This window comes from Pseudomonas chaetocerotis, assembly GCF_015712105.2.
Classification (GTDB): Bacteria; Pseudomonadota; Gammaproteobacteria; order Pseudomonadales; family Pseudomonadaceae; genus Aquipseudomonas; species Aquipseudomonas chaetocerotis.
In genome coordinates this window covers 312186-332280 of record NZ_JACFYX020000004.1, presented here as the reverse complement: position 1 = coordinate 332280, position 20095 = coordinate 312186, and the positions used below count along the sequence as shown (strand labels likewise).

Sequence of the window (20095 nt, the reverse complement as noted above, 5' to 3'; positions counted from 1 at the left end):
GCCATGGTCGATCCCATTCGCCTGCCGCCTCAGCCCGAGTTCTGCGAGCTGTGCGCACGCCCAGTCGCGTTGACCCGGCATCACCTGATTCCCAAGGCGCTGCACGACAAGGTGTATGTGCAGAAGCGCTATCCCCGTCATGAACGAATTACCGCCACGCTGTGGGTTTGCCGCGCCTGCCATAACCAGATTCATCGGCTTTTCAGCGAAAAGGAGCTGGCGCTGACCTACAACAGCCGCGAGGCGCTGCTGAGCGACGAGCGTTTGCGAACGTTCGTCGACTGGTTGGCGCGCAAGCCGCCCGGGTTCATGCCCAGGCATTGAGCGGCGTTGACGGGCAGGGCTGCCAGCCTCTACCCTGCGCGCCTTGCTTCAGGTGCCCCGCGTTGCCGTGAATGGCGGCCAAGGGGTGAAACAGGGAAGCCGGTTCCAATGCCGGCGCTGCCCCCGCAACGGTAGGTGAGTCAAACGTCGCTTCAGTCCACTGTGTATGTGCACGGGAAGGCGCGACGCAGAACCCATGGTTCACTCACAAGCCCGGAGACCGGCCTGTAGCAGTTTCACGGCATCGCGGAGGGCGTTGTCCGGCCAACGCTTCGGTTCTCCGGGGCGTTCGTGTTTTTTGTCTTCCGCTCGCCTGACCAGCCATTAGCGCCTGAACGAGGATGTGCGGATCATTGCCGCGTCGTTTTCCTCGTTGCCGTTCCACTGCCTATCAAACCGGTGGGACGGGCGCCTGACAGGATCACCGCATGAGCGAATCGACCGACCGCGATGCCCGCCACAAGGCGCGCATGCAACGCAAGAAAGCCCTGATCGACGAAAAGATCGCCCAGGCCCAGGATGAATACGGCCTGCTGCTGGTGCACAGCGGCAATGGCAAGGGCAAGAGCAGCAGCGCCTTCGGCATGGTCGCGCGTGCCCTGGGTCATGGCATCAAGGTCGGCGTGGTGCAGTTCATCAAGGGTGCGGCCAGCACCGGTGAAGAAACCTTCTTCCGCCGTTTTCCCGAGGAAGTCAGCTATCACGTGATGGGCGAAGGCTTCACCTGGGAAACCCAGGATCGCCAGCGTGATATCGCCAAGGCTCAGCAAGCCTGGGCGGTGGCCCAGCGCCTGCTCAGTGATGAGTCGGTCGGCCTGGTGCTGCTGGACGAGCTGAACATAGCCCTCAAGCATGGCTACCTCGAACTGGACACGGTGCTGGCCGATATCGAAGCCCGGCCACTGTTGCAGCATGTGGTGGTGACCGGGCGCGGCGCCTTGCCTGGGATGATCGAGGCGGCTGACACCGTCACCGACATGAGCCTGGTCAAGCACGCATTCAAGTCCGGGGTAAAAGCACAGAAGGGCATCGAATTCTGATGACCACACGTCACTGTCCGGCACTATTGATCGCTGCACCAGCTTCCGGTCAGGGCAAGACCACCGTCACCGCCGCGCTGGCGCGCCTGCATACGCGTCAGGGGCGCCGGGTTCGCGTGTTCAAATGCGGCCCGGACTTCCTCGACCCGATGATCCACGCCCGCGCCAGTGGCGCGCCGGTGTATCAGCTCGACCTGGCCATGGTCGGCGAGGCGGAAAGTCGCCGGCTGCTTTGGCAGGCCGCCGGTGAGGCCGATCTGATCCTGATCGAAGGGGTGATGGGCCTGTTCGACGGCAAGCCCTCGGCGGCCGACCTGGCGCGCCATTTCGGCGTGCCGGTGCTGGGCGTGATCGACGGTGCGGCCATGGCGCAGACCTTCGGCGCCCTGGCCCACGGGCTTGCCACCTTCCAGCCAGACTTGCCCTTTGCCGGCGTGCTCGGTAATCGCGTTGCCAGCGGCCGTCATGGTGAGATTCTGCGTGATGCGCTGCCAGCGAGTATTTGCTGGTTCGGTGCGTTGCCGCGTAGCGCTGCTGTGGAGCTGCCCAGTCGCCACCTGGGGCTGGTGCAGGCGGCCGAGCTGGCTGATCTGGACGCGCGTCTGGACGCCGCGGCCGATGCGCTGGCAGCCAGTGCCAACGTCGACCTGCCGCCTGCGGTGAGCTTCGCCGCGCCGCAGGTCGATGAACTGGCGCCGCTGTTGGCTGGCGTACGCATCGGCATTGCGCGCGATGCGGCGTTCGCCTTTCTCTATCAGGCCAATCTCGATCTGTTGCAGGCGCTCGGCGCTGAGCTGCATTACTTCTCACCGCTCGCTGATCGTGAGCTACCGGAGGTGGACAGTCTTTATCTGCCGGGCGGATATCCGGAGCTATACCTGGCCGAGCTGGAAGGCAACCAGTCCATGGCTGCGTCGATCCGTGCCCATCATCAGGCCGGCAAACCCTTGCTCGCCGAATGTGGCGGCATGCTCTATCTGCTCGATGAGCTGCGCGACAAGCAGGGCGGCAGTGGGCGCATGCTCGGCCTGCTCAGCGGCAGCGCGGCCTTGCAACCGCGCCTGACCGCCCTGGCCTTGCAGCAGGTGACGCTGCCTGAAGGCGATCTGCGTGGCCACAGCTACCATCACTCGCGGCTGGAAAGCCCATTGCCGCCCCTGGCGCTCGGCCGCTGCCCGAACGGCAAGCCGGTGGCTGAGGCGGTGTATCGCCTGGGACGGCTCACGGCCAGCTATATCCACTTCTACCTGCCGTCCAACCCGGAGGCGGCCGCCGCGCTGCTATGTCCATGAGCGAGCATGCGTTCAGCCATGAGGAGCGCGCGGCGGTGTATCGCGCCATTGCCGAGCGCCGTGATATGCGCCACTTCAGCGGCGGCGAGGTACCGGCCGAGGTGTTGGCGCGGTTGCTCGAAGCGGCGCACCACGCGCCCAGCGTCGGCCTGATGCAGCCCTGGCGTTTCGTGCGCATCCGTGATTCGCAACTGCGTGAGTCCATTCATGCGCTGGTGGAGGCCGAGCGGGTGCGCACTGCCGAGGCCCTGGGCGAGCGCAGTGACGAGTTCATGCGGCTCAAGGTCGAGGGTATTCGCGACTGCGCCGAGCTACTGGCGGTGGCGCTGATGGAGGGACGCGACGCACATGTCTTTGGACGACGCACGCTGCCGGAAATGGATATGGCCTCGGTGGCCTGCGCCATTCAGAATCTGTGGCTGGCTGCGCGTGCCGAAGGGCTCGGGCTCGGCTGGGTGTCGCTGTTCGACCCCGAAGCGCTGGCCGCGTTGTTGGACATGCCGGCAGGCAGCAAGCCGGTGGCGCTGCTGTGTCTGGGGCCAGTAGAGGCCTTTTACGAAAAACCGATGCTGGTGCAAGAGGGCTGGGCCACACCACGCCCGTTGAGCGAGCTGCTGTTCGAGAATCGATGGGGAATGCAGGGTGACTGAACGATGAGCCTGGCACTGATCACCTGCGCCGGCGTGGCGCTGGATGCCGTGCTGGGCGAGCCTCGGCGTGCGCATCCGCTGGTGGCTTTCGGTCGCCTGGCGGGGCGCCTGGAGCAGCGCTTCAACCCGGCCGGCGGCGGCTGGCGCAGCCATGGCGTCACGGCCTGGTGCCTGGCGGTGCTGCCGCTTACCCTGCTCACCTGGCTGCTGGTGCACCTGACTTCGCTTGGCTGGGCGGTGGAAATTGTCGCTCTGTACTTCGCCCTTGGCCTGCGCAGCCTGTACGAGCACGCGCAGCCGGTGGCCCGCGCACTGCGTCTGGGCGACCTTGCGCTGGCGCGCGAGCGCGTCGGCTGGATGGTCAGCCGCAACACCGCCGAGCTGGACGCAACCGGGGTGGCCCGCGCCGGCACTGAGTCAGTGCTGGAGAACGGCTCCGACGCGGTGTTCGCCGCCTTGTTCTGGTTCATCGTCGCGGGCGCACCCGGCGTTGTCTTGTACCGCCTGAGCAATACCCTCGATGCCATGTGGGGCTATCGCAACGAACGCTTCGAGCGCTTCGGCTGGGCGGCGGCGAAGATCGATGACGTGCTCAATTACATCCCGGCGCGTCTGGTCGCGCTGACCTATGCGTTGCTTGGGCGCACTGTCCTGGCCCTGCGCTGCTGGCGCCGGCAGGCGCCCTTGTGGGACAGTCCCAATGCTGGCCCGGTGATGGCTGCTGGTGCCGGCAGCCTGGGCGTGAGTCTGGGCGGCGCGGCGGAGTATCACGGCGAGGTGCATGAACGCCCACAACTGGGCGAAGGCCTGCCGCCGCGTGCGCGGGATATTGAACGGGCGATGAACAGCGTCATCGCCGGCGTTGGTTTGTGGCTGTTATGCCTGATCGTTTGGGAGGTTTGGGTTGCTTGAGCATGGAGGTCGTCTGCGCGCAGCGGCGCAGCGCTATGGCATCCCCCTGGAGAACTGGCTGGATCTGTCCACCGGGGTTGCGCCTTACGGCTGGGATCTGCCGGCCGTACCGGGCTCGGCCTGGGCACGTCTGCCTGAAGCGGATGACGGCCTGGAGCAGGCGGCGCGCGATTATTACGGTGCCGTCAGCCTGCTGCCGGTAGCCGGTTCGCAGGCGGCGATACAGGCCTTGCCGCGTCTTCGCGGGCACAGCAGCGTGGGTATCCTCGCGCCGACCTATGCCGAGCACGCTGCCGCCTGGCGGCGCGAGGGACATCGGGTGATCAAGCTGAGCGAGGGCTCGGTGCCTCGCGCGCTGCCGCAACTGGATGTATTGCTGGTGGTCAACCCCAATAATCCGACCGGCCGCCTGATCGAGCCGGCGCGCCTGCTCGACTGGCACGACGAATTGGCCGAGCGCGGCGGCTGGCTGGTGGTCGACGAAGCCTTCATCGATTGCACGCCGGAGCATAGTCTGGCCGCCTACAGCGACATGCCGGGGTTGATCGTGCTGCGCTCGTTCGGCAAGTTCTTCGGTCTGGCGGGCTTACGGCTGGGCTTCGTCCTGGCCGCGCAGGCCTTGCTGGATGAGCTGGAGGGGCTGCTCGGGCCCTGGGCGGTCAGCGGTCCGGCACGTAGCGTGGCGCGCAGCCTGCTGGTCGATGACGAGGGGCAGCGCCGCCAACGCGAGCGCCTGTTGGCCGATGGCGAGCGTCTGGCCGCCTTGCTGCGTGACTGCGGTTTGCCATCGACCGGTGGCTCGTCGCTGTTCCAGTTCTGCTGCACCCGTCGCGCGGTACCGTGCGCCGAGCTGCTGGCGCGGCGCGGTATTCTGGTGCGACTGTTTACCGAGCTGGACAGCCTGCGCTTCGGCCTGCCGGCCGACGAATGTGGCTGGCAGCGTCTGCAGCAGGGGCTGCTGGAGTGCGCGCCGATACTGGCGAGTCTCGAGGAAGCGCGCTGATGGCCACACTAATGGTGCAGGGCACCACGTCCGATGCCGGCAAAAGCACACTGGTGACGGCGCTGTGTCGTTGGGCGCGGCGCCAGGGCGTGTCCGTGGTGCCGTTCAAGCCGCAGAACATGGCGCTCAATTCCGCCGTGACCGCTGACGGCGGCGAGATCGGCCGGGCACAGGCGGTGCAGGCGCAAGCGGCCGGCCTGGCGCCGCACACCGACATGAACCCGGTGCTGCTCAAGCCCAACAGCGACATGGGCGCCCAGGTGATCATCCACGGCCGCGCCATCGGCAACATGCAGGCGCTGACCTATCACGGCTACAAGCCGGTGGCCATGGCGGCGGTGCTGGCGTCCCACGCCCGCTTGCTCGAACGTCATGAGCTGGTGCTGGTCGAAGGGGCCGGCTCGCCGGCCGAGATCAACCTGCGTGCCGGTGACATCGCCAACATGGGCTTTGCCGAAGCGGTGGATTGTCCGGTGATCCTGATCGCCGACATCGACAAGGGCGGCGTGTTCGCCCATCTGGTCGGCACCCTGGAGCTGCTCAGCCCGAGCGAGCAGACGCGCATCCAGGGCTTCGTGATCAATCGTTTTCGCGGTGACATCGCGTTGCTCAAGCCGGGGCTGGACTGGCTGGAGCAGCGCACCGGTAAGCCGGTGCTCGGCGTGCTGCCGTATCTGATGGATTTCCACCTGGAAGCCGAGGACGCCGTCGATACCCGTCAGCAGGCCAAGGATGCGCAGGCGTTGCGCGTAGTGGTGCCGGTGCTGCCGCGTATCAGCAACCACACCGATTTCGACCCGTTGCGCCTGCATCCGCAGGTGCAATTGACCTTCGTCGGCCCGGGCCAGGCCATCCCGCCGGCTGACCTGATCATCCTGCCGGGCTCCAAGAGTGTGCGCGCCGATCTCGCGCGCCTGCGCGAGCAGGGCTGGGACGCGGCCATCACGCGCCACCTGCGTTATGGCGGCAAGCTGCTGGGCATCTGTGGTGGTCTGCAGATGCTCGGTCGGCAGATTCACGACCCGCATGCTCTGGAAGGCGCGGCCGGCAGCAGCGAGGGCCTCGGCCTGCTGGAGTTCGAAACGCTGCTGGAGCCGGAAAAACAGCTGCGCAACGTGCGCGGCCGGCTGTGTCTGCAGCAGGCTGATGTCAGCGGCTACGAGATTCATGCCGGTGTCAGTCGCGGTCCGGGCCTCAACGGCGCCGTGCAGCTTGATGACGGCCGCAGCGACGGTGGCTTCAGCGACGATGGCCAGGTGCTCGGCACCTACCTGCACGGTCTGTTCGAGCAACCCTCGGCGCTCGCCGCACTGTTGCGCTGGGCCGGGTTGCAGGAGGTGCAGACGGTGGATTATCAGGCGCTGCGCGAGCGCGATATCGAACGCCTGGCCGATCAGGTTGAACTGCATCTGGACAGTGGAAAACTCAGGGCACTTTGCGGCATCGGATAGGGTGTCGCGGGACCGCCTGGGCCGTGCGTACCGGCAAAGCGATTGAGGGGGGCGCAGGGCGCATCCTACGGAGTGAAGATGCTTGAATTGATACTCGGTGGTGCCCGGTCCGGCAAGAGCCGGCTGGCGGAGAAGCTGGCCGACGAGTCCGGGTTGGACGTCGTGTACATCGCCACCAGCCAGCCGCTCGATGGCGAGATGAATGCGCGCGTCGCTCAGCATCGCGCGCGTCGTCCGGCGCACTGGGCGCTGGTCGAGGAACCGCTGGCGCTGGCCCAGGTGCTGCGCGAACAGGCCGCGCCCGGGCGCTGTCTGCTGGTGGACTGTCTGACCCTGTGGCTGACCAATTTGCTGATGCAGGACGATCCGGCTCGGCTGGCAGTCGAACGCGATGCACTGCTCGTCAGTGTGGAAGAGCTGCCCGGGCGCATCCTGCTGGTCAGCAACGAAACCGGGCTGGGGGTGGTGCCGCTGGGCGAGCTGACCCGCCGTTATGTCGATGAGGCCGGCTGGCTGCACCAGGCGCTGGCCGAGCGCAGCCAGCGCGTGCTGTTCACCGTCGCCGGTTTGCCCATGGTGTTGAAGGGGAATGCGTTATGAGCCTGCAATGGTGGCAAGGGCCTTGTCAGCCGCTCGATCATGTTGCGCGGGGCAAGGCCGAGACGCGTCAGCAGCAATTGACCAAGCCGGCGGGTTCGCTGGGGCGGCTGGAGCGTCTCGCGGTCCATCTGGCCGCGCTGCAGGGGCGCGAGCGGCCGAGCCTGGACACATTGTGGATCGCCATCTTTGCCGGTGACCATGGCGTGGTGGCCGAAGGAATTTCCGCCTACCCGCAGGCGGTGACAGGGCAGATGCTGGCCAACTTCGTCACGGGCGGTGCGGCGATCAGCGTACTGGCGCGTCAGTTGGATGCAGAATTGGAAGTCATCGATCTGGGTACAGCCGAGCCGCTGCCGCCGCTGCCTGGCGTGCATCATCTGCAGGTCGGTGCCGGTACGCAGAATTTCGCCCATGGCCCAGCCATGAGCCCGGCGCAGGTGATGACCTGCCTGGAGGCCGGTCGCGACAGCATCCAGCGCGCGCGGGCCATTGGTTGCGACCTGTTCATCGGTGGCGAGATGGGCATCGGCAATACCACGGCGGCGGCGGCGCTGGCCTGCTGGCTGCTGAGGTGCCCGGCGAGCGAACTGGCAGGCCCAGGCACCGGGCTGGACGGTGCCGGCGTGGCGCACAAGGCGCGGGTGATCGATGCTGCGTTGGCTCTGCACCGCACGCAGATCGACGGGCCGTTGCAGGCGCTTATCCACCTGGGTGGCTTCGAGATCGCCGCGCTCACGGGTGCCTATCTGGCCGCTGCGCAGCAGGGTGTTGCGGTATTGGTCGATGGCTTCATCTGCAGCGTTGCAGCCTTGCTCGCCGTGCGCCTGAATCCCGGCTGCCGTGACTGGCTGCTGTTCGCCCACCATGGCGCCGAGCCGGGTCATGTTCGCGTGTTGCAGGCGCTGAAGGCCGAACCGCTGCTGGAGCTGGGCTTGCGCCTGGGTGAAGGCAGTGGCGCCGCGCTGGCGGTACCGCTGCTGCGTCTGGCCTGTGCCCTGCACGGGCAGATGGCGACCTTCGCCGAAGCTGCTGTCGCCGAGAGACCGAGCTGATGCTGTATGTGGAATTGCTGCGTCACGGTGAGACCGAGCTGGGTGGTGGGCTGCGTGGCAGCCTGGATGATGCGCTGACCGAGCAGGGCTGGGCGCAGCTGCGCGACGCGGTGCAGGGCGCCGGCCCCTGGGATCGCCTGGTCAGCTCGCCATTGCAGCGCTGCGCGCGTTTCGCCGAGGAAGTTGCGCTGGCCAATGCCTTGCCGCTGCATTACGAGGCTGATCTGCAAGAGCTGCATTTCGGTGATTGGGAAGGTCGCACTGCTGCACAGCTGATGGACAGCGATGCTGAGGCGCTGGGCCGCTTCTGGGCCGATCCCTATGCGTTCACACCGCCCAATGGCGAGCCGTTGCTGCAGTTCGAGGCGCGTGTGCTGGCTGCCTTGCAGCGGTTACAGCAGCACCACGCGGGTGAGCGCCTGCTGCTGGTCACTCACGGCGGCGTGATGCGCCTGCTGCTGGCGCGCGCGCGCGGTCTGCCACGCCAGGATCTGCTGCAGGTCAACGTCGGCTATGCCCAGCGTTTTCGCCTGAGCCTGGATGCCGATGGGCAACTGACGGAGTTGTCATGATCGCGTTGCTGATCGCCTTGCAGTTCCTCACGCGTCTGCCGGTCAGCCTGCCGGGCATGCCCACGCCCGAGCAGATGGGGCGCTCGCTGCTCTGGTATCCGGTCGTTGGATTGCTGCTCGGTCTGCTGCTGTGGCTCGCCCATCTGCTGCTGGGGCAGACATCGGCGTTATTGCAGGCGGCGATCATTCTGGCGCTCTGGGTGGGGTTGAGCGGCGGCCTGCATCTGGACGGCCTGGCCGACACGGCTGATGCCTGGGTCGGTGGTTTCGGTGATCGCGAACGTACCCTGGCAATCATGAAGGACCCGCGCAGCGGTCCCATTGCGGTCGTGGTGCTGATGCTGCTGCTGTTGCTCAAGTTCACTGCGCTGTTCACGCTCTTGCAAGGCGGGCAGGGCATCTACCTGTTGCTGCTGCCCTGGCTGGGGCGCAGCCTGTTGCCGCTGCTGCTGGCGACCACGCCTTACGTGCGGGCCGGTGGGCTGGGCCAGGCCCTGGTCGATCATCTGCCGCGCAGGCAACTGCCCTGGGTGCTGGGCGCGCATCTGCTGGGCATGCTGCTGTTCGGCTGGCCGGGGCTGCTGGCGCTGGCGACGGGCTTGCTGCTGTTCGTCTGGCTGCGCCGCGCGTTGCTGTCACGCCTCGGTGGCACCACGGGCGATACGGCCGGTGCGCTGGTCGAACTGGCCGAGTGTACGGTGCTTCTGGCGCTGGCCCTGAGTCTCTGATCACAACTGTTATGGCGAGGCGGCCGGCAACTGTATGAGTGCCAATCGCTGATGCGGGTATATACCTGCATTCATGTTGCCGACCTCCTGTCTCTGTACCCAACTGCGCCGCGCCAGTCGTGGTGTCACGCGCCGCTACGACGATGCCCTGGCTGCCGTCGGCTTGGGTGCCGCGCAGTTTTCCCTGCTACGCCATGTGCAGCGGCTCGGTCAGCCGAGCATTTCCCTGCTGGCCGAAGCCATGGGGCTCGATCGCAGCACGCTCGGGCGCAACCTGCGGGTGCTGGAGGAACAGGGGCTCGTGCAACTGGGAGAAGGGCGCGATTTGCGCGCACGCGAGGTACGGCTCACAGAAGCCGGCCTGCAACGCATCGAACAGGCGCTGCCGCTGTGGGAACACGCGCAGCGTGAGCTCAATGCCCGGTTAGGCGCAGATCGTCGCGCCGAGCTGATGAGCCTGCTCGAGGAACTGGCCTGATGGCCGCACCACTGCCTATACGGTCGCAGGCGACCGTCCGCTGGAGATACCGATGACAACTGCATGGCGTTCAACCACCTGGCTGCTGCTCGGCGCCTCGCTGATCCTGGCGCTGTCGCTCGGCACGCGCCATGGCTTCGGCCTGTTCCTGCCGCCGATGAGTGCGGAGTTCGGCTGGGGCCGTGAAGTGTTCGCCTTCGCCATCGCCCTGCAGAACCTGATCTGGGGCCTGGCCCAGCCGATCACCGGTGCGCTGGCCGACCGTTTCGGCGCGCGCAAGGCGATCGTCATTGGCGGCGTGCTCTATGTGCTGGGGCTGGTGTGCATGGGCATGGCCGACTCCCCGCTGTCGTTATCGCTGAGCGCAGGCCTGCTGATCGGCATCGGTCTGTCCGGCACGTCGTTCTCGGTGATTCTCGGCGTGGTCGGTCGCGCCGTGCCGGTGGAAAAACGCAGCATGGCCATGGGCATTGCTGCCGCGGCTGGCTCCTTCGGTCAATTCGCCATGCTGCCTGGCACGCTTGGCCTGATCGGCTGGCTCGGCTGGTCGGCGGCACTGCTGGCCCTGGGGCTGCTGGTGGCGTTGATGATTCCGCTGTCGGTGATGATCAAGGAAGCACCGCCACCCGTGAGCAATGGGCCGCAGCAGACGCTGGTCGAAGCGCTGCGCGAGGCGACCAGTCATTCCGGTTTCTGGCTGCTGGCGCTGGGCTTCTTCGTCTGTGGCTTTCAGGTGGTGTTCGTTGCCGTGCACTTGCCGGCCTATCTGGTCGATCACCACCTGCCGGCGGTGACCGGCACCACGGTGCTGGCGTTGGTGGGGCTGTTCAACATTTTTGGCACCTACATCGCTGGCTGGCTCGGTGGGCGCATGTCCAAGCCGCGCCTGCTCAGTATCCTGTATCTGCTGCGTGGGGTAGTGATCACGCTGTTTCTGCTGGCGCCGCTGACGCAGTGGAGCGCCTACCTGTTCGGCATCGCCATGGGCCTCTTGTGGCTGTCCACGGTACCGCTGACCAACGGTACCGTGGCGACCCTGTTCGGCGTGCGCAATCTGTCGATGCTCGGCGGTATCGTCTTCCTCTTCCACCAGCTCGGCTCCTTCCTGGGTGGCTGGCTGGGTGGCTACCTCTACGACACCACCGGCAGCTACGACCTGGTCTGGCAGATCTCCATCGGCCTGAGTGTGATGGCCGCAGCGCTGAACTGGCCGGTGCGTGAGGTGCCGGTGGCGCGTCTGCAAGGTGCGCCGGCGTGAGTCACAAGGTATTACTCTTCTCCGGTCTGACGCTGGGCCTTGGCCTGTTGTTGGCGTTGGCCTGGTGGGGCTGGCGTCAGGGTGGGCTGGCTCTGCTGCAGTTGGGCGTCGGTATCTGCTAGGTTCTGCACGATAAGTGCCTGCGCTCGGTGATGCTGCGTTAAAAACGGGTTCGGAATGCTCATTTACAACTCGTAAACTCCGCTTCCTCCCCCGTTTTTGCCTGGCCTGACCTTCGCTCGACGACTTTTCGTACAGACCCGAGTTGCTTGCGGTTGGGCCTGCGAGTAGCGTGGTGAGATCGCGTCATCGCCTGAGGTCACTGCCATGTTTCTTCGTCGTCTTGCCTGTTCCCTGTTGCTGTCCAGCCTGGCGTTGCCAGCGCTGGCCGCAGAGTGCCCGGCCATGCTCCAGGGTGAGCTGCCCAAACTGCGTAGCAAGGACGCCAGCATCGATCTCTGTCAGTACGCGGGCAAGCCGCTGGTGGTGGTCAATACCGCCAGCTTTTGCGGCTTCACCCCACAATTCAAAGGGCTCGAAGCGCTGTACCAGCGCTACAAGGATCAGGGCCTGGAAGTGCTGGGCGTGCCGTCCGACGACTTCCGTCAGGAGTCGGCCGACAGCAAGGAGACGGCCACCGTCTGCTACGTCAACTACGGAGTGACCTTCGCCATGACCGAACCTCAGCCGGTTTCCGGTGCCAATGCCATCCCGTTGTTCAAGGGACTGGCCGAGCAGAGCCGGCAGCCGCGCTGGAACTTCTTCAAGTACGTGGTCGACCGGCAGGGCAAGGTGGTGGCGAGTTTCTCCAGCCTGACCAAGCCTGACGATCCCGAGTTGATCGCGGCCGTCGAAAAGGCGATCGCCTCGCAACCCTGAGACTCTCTGAACAGGCTCTGAGCCTTTCCGCTTCAAGGCCCTTCACCCATCTGGGCGATGGGCCGTGTCCGTCTGCCTGCCTAGACTGGCCAGGCGCCGGACGCAGTTCAACCGGCGTGCCCACAAGAACAATAAGGAGGCACCCATGCGTCGCGTCTATACCACTGCCCTGGCAACACTCGCTCTGCTTGGCGCCGTCGATGCCCAGGCCAACTACACCAAGACCCGATATCCGATCGTGTTGGTACACGGCGTGACCGGGTTCAATACCATCGGCGGACTGGTCAATTACTTCCATACCATTCCCTGGAACCTCGAGCGCGACGGCGCCCGGGTACACGTCGCCAGTGTCGCTGCCTTCAATGACAGCGAGCAGCGTGGCGCCGAGCTGGCCCGGCAGATCGTGCCCTGGGCCGCAGCCGGTGGTGGCAAGGTCAACCTGATCGGCCATAGCCAAGGCTCGCCGACATCACGCGTGGCGGCTTCGCTGCGACCCGATCTGGTGGCCTCGGTGACCTCGATCAACGGCGTCAACAAGGGCTCCAAGGTCGCTGACGTGGTGCGCGGTGTGCTACCGCCAGGCAGCGGTATCGAAGGCGGCGCCAATGCCATCGCCAACGCCCTTGGTGCGGTGATCAATCTGCTGTCCGGGTCGAGCAACCCGCAAAACGGCATCAACGCGCTGGGCACTCTGACCACCGCAGGCACCAGCGCGCTGAACAGTCGCCACCCGTGGGGCGTCAACACCAGCAGCTACTGTGCCAAGTCCAGCGAGGTGCACAGCGTGCGTGGGCACAGCATCCGCTATTACTCCTGGACCGGTAATGCCGCCTATACCAACGTGCTCGACGCGGCCGATCCCTTCCTGGCCTTCACTGGCCTGGTATTCGGCAGCGAGAAGAACGACGGTCTGGTGGGCGTCTGCTCCACTTACCTGGGTCAGGTGATCGGCGACAGCTACAACATGAATCACGTCGATGCGATCAACCACCTGTTCGGTATTCGCGGTTGGACCGAGCCGGTATCGCTGTATCGCCAACATGCCAATCGCCTGAAGAACAAGGGCGTCTGATCCTGATGAGCGCGGCGGGGCAACTCGCCGCAGTGAGGTCGCATGTCCAGATTCTTCGGTCTTTCCCTGGTTGTCGTGGTGCTGGTTGGTGGCTTTACCCTGTACTGGCGTTGGCCGGCAGCAGTGCCTGAAGTACAGCCTGCTGCCACTGTCGCCGTGCCGTCGCGGCAGTCGTCGATCGAGCAGGTTTCGGCTTCCGCCGCCAAGGCGCAACCGGCAATAGCCGCGACCTTGCCCAGCCTGGCTGGTACCGAGGTCGATGGCCAGCTGAAAACCGACGCGGCCGGCAATCTGCTGCTGGATCTGGCGGTTCGCGATTACTTCGATTACTTCCTCAGCGCGGTCGATCATTCCGGGCTCGATGCGGTGATCGAGGTGTTATTGGCCGATGCAGGACGGCGTCTGCCGGAACCGGCGCTTGGGCAGATGATCAGCCTGTTGGGTGATTACCTGGACTACAAGCGCGCCAGCATGGCGCTGATGGAGCAGCCGCTGGAGGCTTGGCAGCAGGTCGAACCGCAGGCTCAGTTGCAGGCCCTGCAGTCGGCTTTCGCGCGTTTGGACGAGCTGCGCCGCGCACATTTTTCTGCCGCTGCGCAGGAAGCGCTGTTTGGCGCCGAACAGGCCTATGCCCGTTACACCCTCGATAGCCTGGCAGTGCAGCAGCGTGATGACCTCGGCGAGGCGCAGCGCACGCAGATGCTCGAACAGTTGCGTGAGCGACTACCCGATGCGCTGCGAGCAAGCGAGCAACGCCAGCAGCTGGCCCTGGAGCAACTGCAGCGTAGCGAGCAACTCTGGCGTGATGGTGCGGACGAGCAACAGGTGCGCGATTTCCTGGCGATGACCTATGATCCGGACACCGTGCAGCGCCTGCTGGATGAGCAGCGTCGCGAGCGCGACTGGCAGCAGCATTACCAGGCCTATCGCAATGAATTGGCCAGCCTGCAAGGTCGGGGGCTGAGCGAGGCAGATGGCGAGCAACTGCAGCGCCAACTGCGCGAGCGGCTGTTCAGCAGTGAAGACCGACACCGTGTGGAAACCTATGACGCCATTGCCGCGAAACAGCCGGAGCCGCTCGACCCCTGACGGATGCCACCCATGAGCGAGCGCCTGCTGTTGGCCCAGCAGCGCCGTGGCTATCGCTCGCTGCGTTTCGTCGCCGAGCTGGAGGCTGGGTTTGCCCAGCATCGGGTGCAGCGTATTCGTCGACGTCTGCCCCTGATCGCGCCTACCGCCGCCTTGTTTCAGCTCATCTATGCGCTGCTGGATTTTCTGCTGATGCCGCTGACGGTCAGTCTCTCGGTGTTACCGTTGCGCCTGCTGGCGCTGGCCGCGGTGGTGCTGTCCTTCTTCTACTGTCGACGCCGCGATGTGCCGCCTACCAGGGTGCCGTTGGCCTACGCCGCAGCCTACTGGGTCAACGGTTTCAGCGTCGCGCTGATCGTGCATCGGTGCTGGCAGCAGGGCGTGGCGATGCCCTACGACGGCCTGTTCCTCATCCTGCTGTTCGGTTACGCCCTGCTGGGGCTGTCGTTTCGGGCTATCAGCCTGTGCAGCTGGAGCTTCTGCCTGCTCTTCATCGGCATGGGCGTGCTGTTCGGTGAAACCGGCGGCGAGCTGGCCTACCAGGGCCTGTTTCTGTTCTGCGCCAACCTGATCGGCAGCGTGGGTGCCTACATGCAGGAGCACGGGCAGCGCGGCGCCTGGCTGAACCTGCGCCTGCTCGACCTGGCGCGCCAGCGCGCCGAAGCCGATGACGCACGCAAGCTGCGCCTGCTGGCGGCGGCCAGTCACGACCTGCGTCAGCCGCTCAACGCCATGGGATTGTACGCTGAACACCTGGTGGAGCAGGGCGGTGACCAGCAGACTCGGCGCATCAGCGCGCGTCTGGCCGCTTCGGTAGAGCAGCTGGGGCGTCTGCTGCAATCGTTGCTCGACTACACCCGCCTGACCTTGCCCGGTGGCGTGCAGGCCAGACCCCATGCCTTCGCCCTGCACCCGTTGCTCGAACGGCTGATGGCCGAAGTGGCCCCGCAGGCGCAGCAGCAAGGGCTGCAACTTGAGCTGCACTGTGACGAGTGCGGGGTGTACAGCGATCCACTGCTGCTGGAGCGACTGCTGCGCAATCTGCTCAACAATGCGCTGCTACACGCACAGGCGCGGCACCTGAAGCTGAGTGCGCGGCGCGATGGCGACGAGATCGTGCTGGAGGTGGCGGACGATGGCTGCGGTCTAAGCGAGGCGGAGCAGGCGTTGGTGTTCGAGGAGTTTCGTCAGTTGGACAATCCCGGACGTAATGCCGAACGCGGACTCGGTCTCGGCCTGGCCATCGTGCGGCAGCTGGCTGAGGTGCTGGAGCATCCCCTGCGGCTACATTCCCGACCTGACGCCGGTGCGTGTTTCGTCCTGCGCCTGCCATTGGCCGAGGTACCGGCGCCGGCGCCACGTGTCGATGCTGCGCTGGCATTGCGTGGGCGCGTGCTGTTGCTCGAAGACGACGCCACCGGGCGCGAAGCAATGGCCGGCTTGCTGCGTCGCTGGGGTTGCCAGGTGCAGGCCTGCGCCGATCTGGCCGGTGCGCTGCAGGCGCTGCGTCAGGAGGTGCCGCAGTTGCTGATCAGCGACTATCGATTGGCTGAGCGGGGCGACGGGCTGCAGGCCATCGAACGACTGCGTGAGGCGGCTGGGCAGATGTTGCCGGCGTTGCTGATCACGGCTGATCTGAGCCCGGAACTGCATGAACGCTGTCTGCCGGCGCACGTCATTCCTCTGGGCAAGCCCTTGTTGCCGGCGCGTTTACGCCAGGTGCTGGCCACTCAGTTGCAAGCACGCCAGGTGCTCAGCTGATCACAGCCAGCCGCGTTGACGGGCGGCGCTGACGCAGGCGGTGCGGGTATGCACGGCGAAGGTTTCGAACAGCGCCTTGAGGTGCGTTTTTACTGTGTCTTCGGCCAGGCCCAGCTCGCGGCTGATGGCCTTGTTCGGTAAGCCTTCTGCCAGTAACTGGAGAATCTCCAACTGCCTGGGTGTCAGCGGTGATGGGCGGCTTGGTGCTGGCAGGGTTTCACCCAGCAAGACGCGGGTCACCGCCTGACGCAGCGCATGGCCATCGGCGCTCTTGGGAATGAAACCGAGTGCGCCAGCGGCCAGCGCCGCTTGTGCCTCCAGTGCGGAATCACTGGCGCTGAGAATCGCCACCGGCGTGCTATCACCGCGCGCCAGCCAGCGCTGCAGTAGCTCGATGCCAGGTTCGTCAGGCAGGCGCAGGTCGAGCAGGATCAGGTCGTAGCCATGCTGGCGTAGACACTGTTCTGCTTCTGCAGCGCTGTGCGCGGTGTGGATCTGCAGGTTCTGGCTCAGTGGCGACAAGGCCAGGGAAAGGCCGTCGAGGAAGATGCGGTGGTCGTCGACCAGCAGCAGGCGAAGATTGTCGGGCAGGGTAGTGCAGAGGGCTGTCATGACGTTCTCACGCGGCTTTTATTGTTGTTCTGCCGCGTGAGTTTAGCCAATGCCGCTTCTCGATTAGAAGCGGGTGTTGTAAATGAGCATTTTGACTGGGCTCGCACGCGAGGCTGTTTTTAACGCAGCAATGGCAACGCACGACTGCATGGATGCAGGAGGTAGAGCGACGCAGGAAGCCAAAGCCGAGGTAGTTTTCAATAGGCTGTTAGCCATTGCCGCGCCTCGATTAGAAGCGGTAGCTGAGTGAAGCCCCCAGGCCGTGAGCGCTGTTCTTGTAGCGCGCACGGTAGGTGCCACGGGTAGCGCTGACGTGGTTCACGTCCACCGACTCTTCCTGCAGGTAGGAGTATGCCACGTCGATGGTCATGTCCGGGTTGGGGCTCCAGCCGGCGCCGACGCTGAAGATGGTGCGGTCACCGGAGGGCACGCGCGGCGAGCGATCGACGTTGTTGGTCGGCGATTGGTCAATGGCGATACCGGTGCGCAGCGTCCACTGCGGGCTGACCTTGTACGACAGGCCGACCGCATGGGCCCAGGTGTCGTGCCAGTTCTGCTCTTCGACGATGGTGGAGAGGTTGGCCGGCAGCGCTGCGGAGTCGTTCTCGACGCGGATTTCCTTGAAGCGGCTCCAGCGCGTCCAGGTGCTGCCGACATACAGCGTCAGCGCATCGCTCAGATCGTGAGTGATGGACAGGTCCACCGACTCGGGCGTGGTCAGGTCCAGATTGGCGTCGTACTTGCCTGCGATGCCGGCCAGCGGCGACGCTTCGACACGGGTGTCGCCCTCCAGCTCGTACTTGACGCGCGAGTGGTAGGTCAGGCCGGCGCGGGTCTGTGGGGTGAACTCGTAGAGCACGCCAGCGTTAAAGCCCACGGCCACGTCATCACCCTTGACCTTCACCTTGCCATCGCCGAGCGGCGTGAACAGTGAGGAGGTCAGTTCCCCTTCGATGTGATTGAAGGTCGGGCCGAAACCCACCGACAGCTTGTCGTTGAAGCGATAGCTCAGGGTCGGCTGCACGGTGATCACCCGCACATAGCTCTTGTCGGCGTAGTAGCGGCCCTGAAAGCTGCTCTCGTAGTCGGTCATCAGGCCAAAGGGCACGTAGACGCCGATACCGAAGGCGACCTTCTCGTCCAGTGGCTTGACGTAGTAGCCCATGGGTACGCCAGTGGTCGGCACCATATCGCCGTCGTTGCCGCCGCTGATCGAGCCGACCGGAGAGCGGGCACTGACTCGGTCGATATCGCTCTTGGCATGAATCGCCGCTGCCCCTGCATACACTTCTTCGCGCTTGAGGCGCGCCATGCCGGCGGGATTGCCGAACACGGTGCTGGCGTCGTCGGCGGATGATGAGCGCCCGGCGAAGGAGGTGCCCATGCCGGAAATGCTCTGTTCGTTGAGGGCGAAGCCGCTGGCGAAACCATGGCTCGAGGTGGCGGTGATGGCGATGGCAAGACCGGTCTTGAGAAGACGTTTGCTCACGGGGAAGCTCCTGTGGTGAGGCGAGGGGGCGCACGCTACAGTTTTTCCTGACCCCTGCCAAGACGCTGAAGTTCCCGAAATAGAGCGGATTGTCGGACAATTGTTTTGATAATGTGTGGATTTTCCACGCTGATTTTTCTGATGATTCGGTCAGGCTACCCGGCTGACGGGCTCGACGCAGCGTTGCCAGGCATCGAGAAAGTCATCCTGACGAGCCTGTGGCTGAAAAACCTTGCACCAGATTCGGCCCAGGGCCAGCAGGTCGTCGGCGGCTGGCAACTCGAGTTTCTCGCTTTCGACCAGTAGCCAGGCAATGGCCGTGGCATAGCGCAGGTTGACCGTCAGCTCCACGTGTGGCGCTTCAAGAAAGGCGTGCTGGCTGGCGAGACCGCGCACACGGCTGGCAAGCTCCGGATCGAATGCCAGATGCTGGTCCCAGAGTATCTGGTGACGCTGTTCGCTGATGCGATACAGGCCGTGACCTTGCGGGGTATCCAGCGCGCTGCCCAGTGCCGACTGACAGGCCGCAGCCCCAAGCAGCAGCGCTTCGGCCGTGGCGCTATGGCGTTCGAGATAGAGCAGGGTAGGGCGGATTACATGTTGGCTGAGATCGCAGGCGGCAATTCCCATGGCATCCTCGGAAGAGTGCCGGTGGGGCCGGGCGCGTGGCAGCTTTTCTAGTGGTTTTCGATAAAGGCCCCACCGGGAGCGGGGTTAGCCGCTCATTTTCAAGTCTAGTGCGATATTTCAGCCGTAAAGGACTGTTTTTAAATTGATTCCAGATCTGAGTTATTGGGCATATTTCGATTAGTGCTTAGAAACCACCGGTCAGTCGCCAGTGGCAATCGGCCGTGCCGGATCGGTGATCCACTCGCTCCAGGAACCGGCGTAGAGCGGTATCAGCGGGTAACCCGCGAGGCTCATGGCGAACAGGTTGTGGCAGGCCGTGACACCGGAGCCGCAGTAAGCCACCAGATTGTCCACTGGGCGCTCGCCGCGCAGATCGTCGAAGCGCTCGCGCAGTGCCTCTGCCGGAAGGAAGCGGCCATCGCTACCCAGGTTGTCGGTGAATACAGCGCATTGTGCGCCGGGAATATGGCCGGCGACCGGGTCGAGCGGCTCGACCTCGCCGCGAAAGCGCGGCAGTGCCCGCGCGTCGAGCAGGGTCAGGTCCGGGTTGCCCAAACGCTGGGCCAGATGATCAGCCGTCAGCAGCAGGCTGCTGTCGGGTTGCGCGGAAAAATCACCGGGAGCGTTGCTCGGTGGCGCGATGGTCAGTTCCTGGCCGGCTTCACGCCAGGCTTTCAAACCGCCATCGAGCAGGTACAGGCCGTCGCGTTTGCCCAGCCACAGCAGCAACCACCAGGCGCGCGCCGCGAAGGCGCCGGGGCCATCGTCGTACAGCACCACCTGGCTGTCCGCCCGCAGGCCGCAGCTGCGCAGGCGTTCGACCAGTGCGCTTGGGTCGGGCAGCGGATGACGGCCGGTGACGCCCTTGACCACTGGCGCGGACAAGTCCTGTTCGAGATCGAGGAAATGCGCGCCTGGGATATGTCCATCCAGGTAGCTGCGACGCCCATAGGCGGGATCTTCGAGGGCGAAGCGGCAGTCCAGGATCAGCAGGTTTTCCTGTCCCAGACGTTGTTGAAGGTGTTCCGTGCTGATCAGTTGCGCGAGTGGCATGGTGCCTCCTGTTTCGTAGCAGGGTTTGCCGCATCATACCGCCTGGCCTGCTATTCGATACTCCACCAGCAAAGCGCCTTTTCAGCTCATTCAGCAGGGCTGTGGCGTCAGTTGTGCAAATGCGATGGTCGATATTCGTGCGTTTGTGGC

At 65.0% G+C, this 20095-nt stretch carries 22 protein-coding genes and 1 riboswitch; of the genes, 18 read left to right on the top strand and 4 right to left on the bottom strand.

Annotation, left to right across the window (positions count from 1 at the left end; all coding sequences use genetic code 11):
- The first annotated feature begins 3 nt into the window (after window positions 1-3).
- The 18 genes from H3221_RS09775 (at window position 4) to H3221_RS09695 (ending at window position 16161) form a co-directional block, all read left to right on the top strand.
- Window positions 4-324 carry a hypothetical protein gene (locus tag H3221_RS09775; RefSeq protein ID WP_196473959.1) on the top strand — a complete coding sequence of 107 codons (321 nt, stop codon included), beginning with the start codon at window positions 4-6 and terminating at the stop codon, window positions 322-324.
- A 33-nt stretch (window positions 325-357) separates the two neighbouring features.
- A riboswitch (cobalamin riboswitch) is annotated at window positions 358-567 on the top strand.
- Window positions 568-752: 185 nt separating this feature from the next.
- Entirely contained in the window at window positions 753-1364 is a 612-nt protein-coding gene (gene cobO, locus H3221_RS09770) for a cob(I)yrinic acid a,c-diamide adenosyltransferase (RefSeq protein ID WP_196473960.1), read from the top strand.
- Window positions 1364-2656, top strand: a complete 1293-nt coding sequence (locus H3221_RS09765; RefSeq protein ID WP_196473961.1) for a cobyrinate a,c-diamide synthase — start codon at window positions 1364-1366, stop codon at window positions 2654-2656. Before cobO ends, H3221_RS09765 begins: the two co-directional genes overlap by 1 nt.
- Window positions 2647-3306, top strand: coding sequence for a 5,6-dimethylbenzimidazole synthase (gene bluB / locus H3221_RS09760; protein ID WP_196473962.1), 660 nt, complete (start codon window positions 2647-2649; stop codon window positions 3304-3306). Before H3221_RS09765 ends, bluB begins: the two co-directional genes overlap by 10 nt.
- Window positions 3307-3309: 3 nt before the next feature.
- The gene (cbiB, locus tag H3221_RS09755; protein ID WP_196473963.1) at window positions 3310-4218 is read left to right on the top strand and encodes an adenosylcobinamide-phosphate synthase CbiB; all 909 of its coding nucleotides are present in this window, start codon (window positions 3310-3312) and stop codon (window positions 4216-4218) included.
- Window positions 4211-5221 carry a threonine-phosphate decarboxylase CobD gene (gene cobD, locus H3221_RS09750; RefSeq protein WP_196473964.1) on the top strand — a complete coding sequence of 337 codons (1011 nt, stop codon included), beginning with the start codon at window positions 4211-4213 and terminating at the stop codon, window positions 5219-5221. Before cbiB ends, cobD begins: the two co-directional genes overlap by 8 nt.
- A complete protein-coding gene (locus H3221_RS09745; protein WP_196473965.1) occupies window positions 5221-6672 on the top strand; it encodes a cobyric acid synthase in 1452 nt (483 codons plus the stop codon). The genes cobD and H3221_RS09745 overlap by 1 nt, the downstream gene beginning before the upstream one ends.
- A 78-nt stretch (window positions 6673-6750) precedes the next feature.
- A complete protein-coding gene (gene cobU / locus H3221_RS09740) occupies window positions 6751-7272 on the top strand; it encodes a bifunctional adenosylcobinamide kinase/adenosylcobinamide-phosphate guanylyltransferase (RefSeq protein ID WP_196473966.1) in 522 nt (173 codons plus the stop codon).
- Window positions 7269-8324 carry a nicotinate-nucleotide--dimethylbenzimidazole phosphoribosyltransferase gene (cobT, locus tag H3221_RS09735; RefSeq protein WP_196473967.1) on the top strand — a complete coding sequence of 352 codons (1056 nt, stop codon included), beginning with the start codon at window positions 7269-7271 and terminating at the stop codon, window positions 8322-8324. Before cobU ends, cobT begins: the two co-directional genes overlap by 4 nt.
- On the top strand, window positions 8324-8896 hold the full coding sequence (cobC, locus tag H3221_RS09730) for an alpha-ribazole phosphatase family protein (protein WP_196473968.1): 573 nt from the start codon (window positions 8324-8326) through the stop codon (window positions 8894-8896). The genes cobT and cobC overlap by 1 nt, the downstream gene beginning before the upstream one ends.
- Entirely contained in the window at window positions 8893-9624 is a 732-nt protein-coding gene (locus H3221_RS09725) for an adenosylcobinamide-GDP ribazoletransferase (protein ID WP_196473969.1), read from the top strand. Before cobC ends, H3221_RS09725 begins: the two co-directional genes overlap by 4 nt.
- 73 nt (window positions 9625-9697) lie before the next feature.
- Entirely contained in the window at window positions 9698-10102 is a 405-nt protein-coding gene (locus H3221_RS09720; protein WP_196473970.1) for a MarR family winged helix-turn-helix transcriptional regulator, read from the top strand.
- 52 nt (window positions 10103-10154) lie between these two features.
- Entirely contained in the window at window positions 10155-11360 is a 1206-nt protein-coding gene (locus H3221_RS09715; protein WP_196473971.1) for an MFS transporter, read from the top strand.
- On the top strand, window positions 11357-11482 hold the full coding sequence (locus H3221_RS25590; RefSeq protein WP_263482737.1) for a hypothetical protein: 126 nt from the start codon (window positions 11357-11359) through the stop codon (window positions 11480-11482). The genes H3221_RS09715 and H3221_RS25590 overlap by 4 nt, the downstream gene beginning before the upstream one ends.
- Window positions 11483-11687: 205 nt before the next feature.
- Window positions 11688-12239 carry a glutathione peroxidase gene (locus H3221_RS09710; RefSeq protein WP_196473972.1) on the top strand — a complete coding sequence of 184 codons (552 nt, stop codon included), beginning with the start codon at window positions 11688-11690 and terminating at the stop codon, window positions 12237-12239.
- Between the two features lie 145 nt (window positions 12240-12384).
- A complete protein-coding gene (locus H3221_RS09705; protein WP_196473973.1) occupies window positions 12385-13311 on the top strand; it encodes an esterase/lipase family protein in 927 nt (308 codons plus the stop codon).
- Window positions 13312-13353: 42 nt separating this feature from the next.
- Window positions 13354-14400, top strand: coding sequence for a lipase secretion chaperone (locus H3221_RS09700; protein ID WP_196473974.1), 1047 nt, complete (start codon window positions 13354-13356; stop codon window positions 14398-14400).
- A gap of 12 nt (window positions 14401-14412) precedes the next feature.
- Window positions 14413-16161 (top strand): hybrid sensor histidine kinase/response regulator, encoded by a 1749-nt coding sequence (locus tag H3221_RS09695; protein ID WP_196473975.1) that lies wholly within the window; start codon window positions 14413-14415, stop codon window positions 16159-16161.
- On the opposite strand, the gene H3221_RS09690 is transcribed toward H3221_RS09695, so the two are convergent.
- From H3221_RS09690 to H3221_RS09675, 4 genes are all read right to left on the bottom strand, one after another.
- The gene (locus H3221_RS09690; protein ID WP_196473976.1) at window positions 16162-16773 is read right to left on the bottom strand and encodes a response regulator transcription factor; all 612 of its coding nucleotides are present in this window, start codon (window positions 16771-16773) and stop codon (window positions 16162-16164) included.
- Between the two features lie 229 nt (window positions 16774-17002).
- Window positions 17003-18262, bottom strand: coding sequence for an OmpP1/FadL family transporter (locus H3221_RS09685; RefSeq protein ID WP_196473977.1), 1260 nt, complete (start codon window positions 18260-18262; stop codon window positions 17003-17005).
- Window positions 18263-18412: 150 nt separating this feature from the next.
- Entirely contained in the window at window positions 18413-18892 is a 480-nt protein-coding gene (locus H3221_RS09680) for a hypothetical protein (protein ID WP_196473978.1), read from the bottom strand.
- 198 nt (window positions 18893-19090) lie between these two features.
- Window positions 19091-19945 (bottom strand): sulfurtransferase, encoded by an 855-nt coding sequence (locus H3221_RS09675; protein ID WP_196473979.1) that lies wholly within the window; start codon window positions 19943-19945, stop codon window positions 19091-19093.
- Between the last annotated feature and the right edge of the window lie 150 nt (window positions 19946-20095).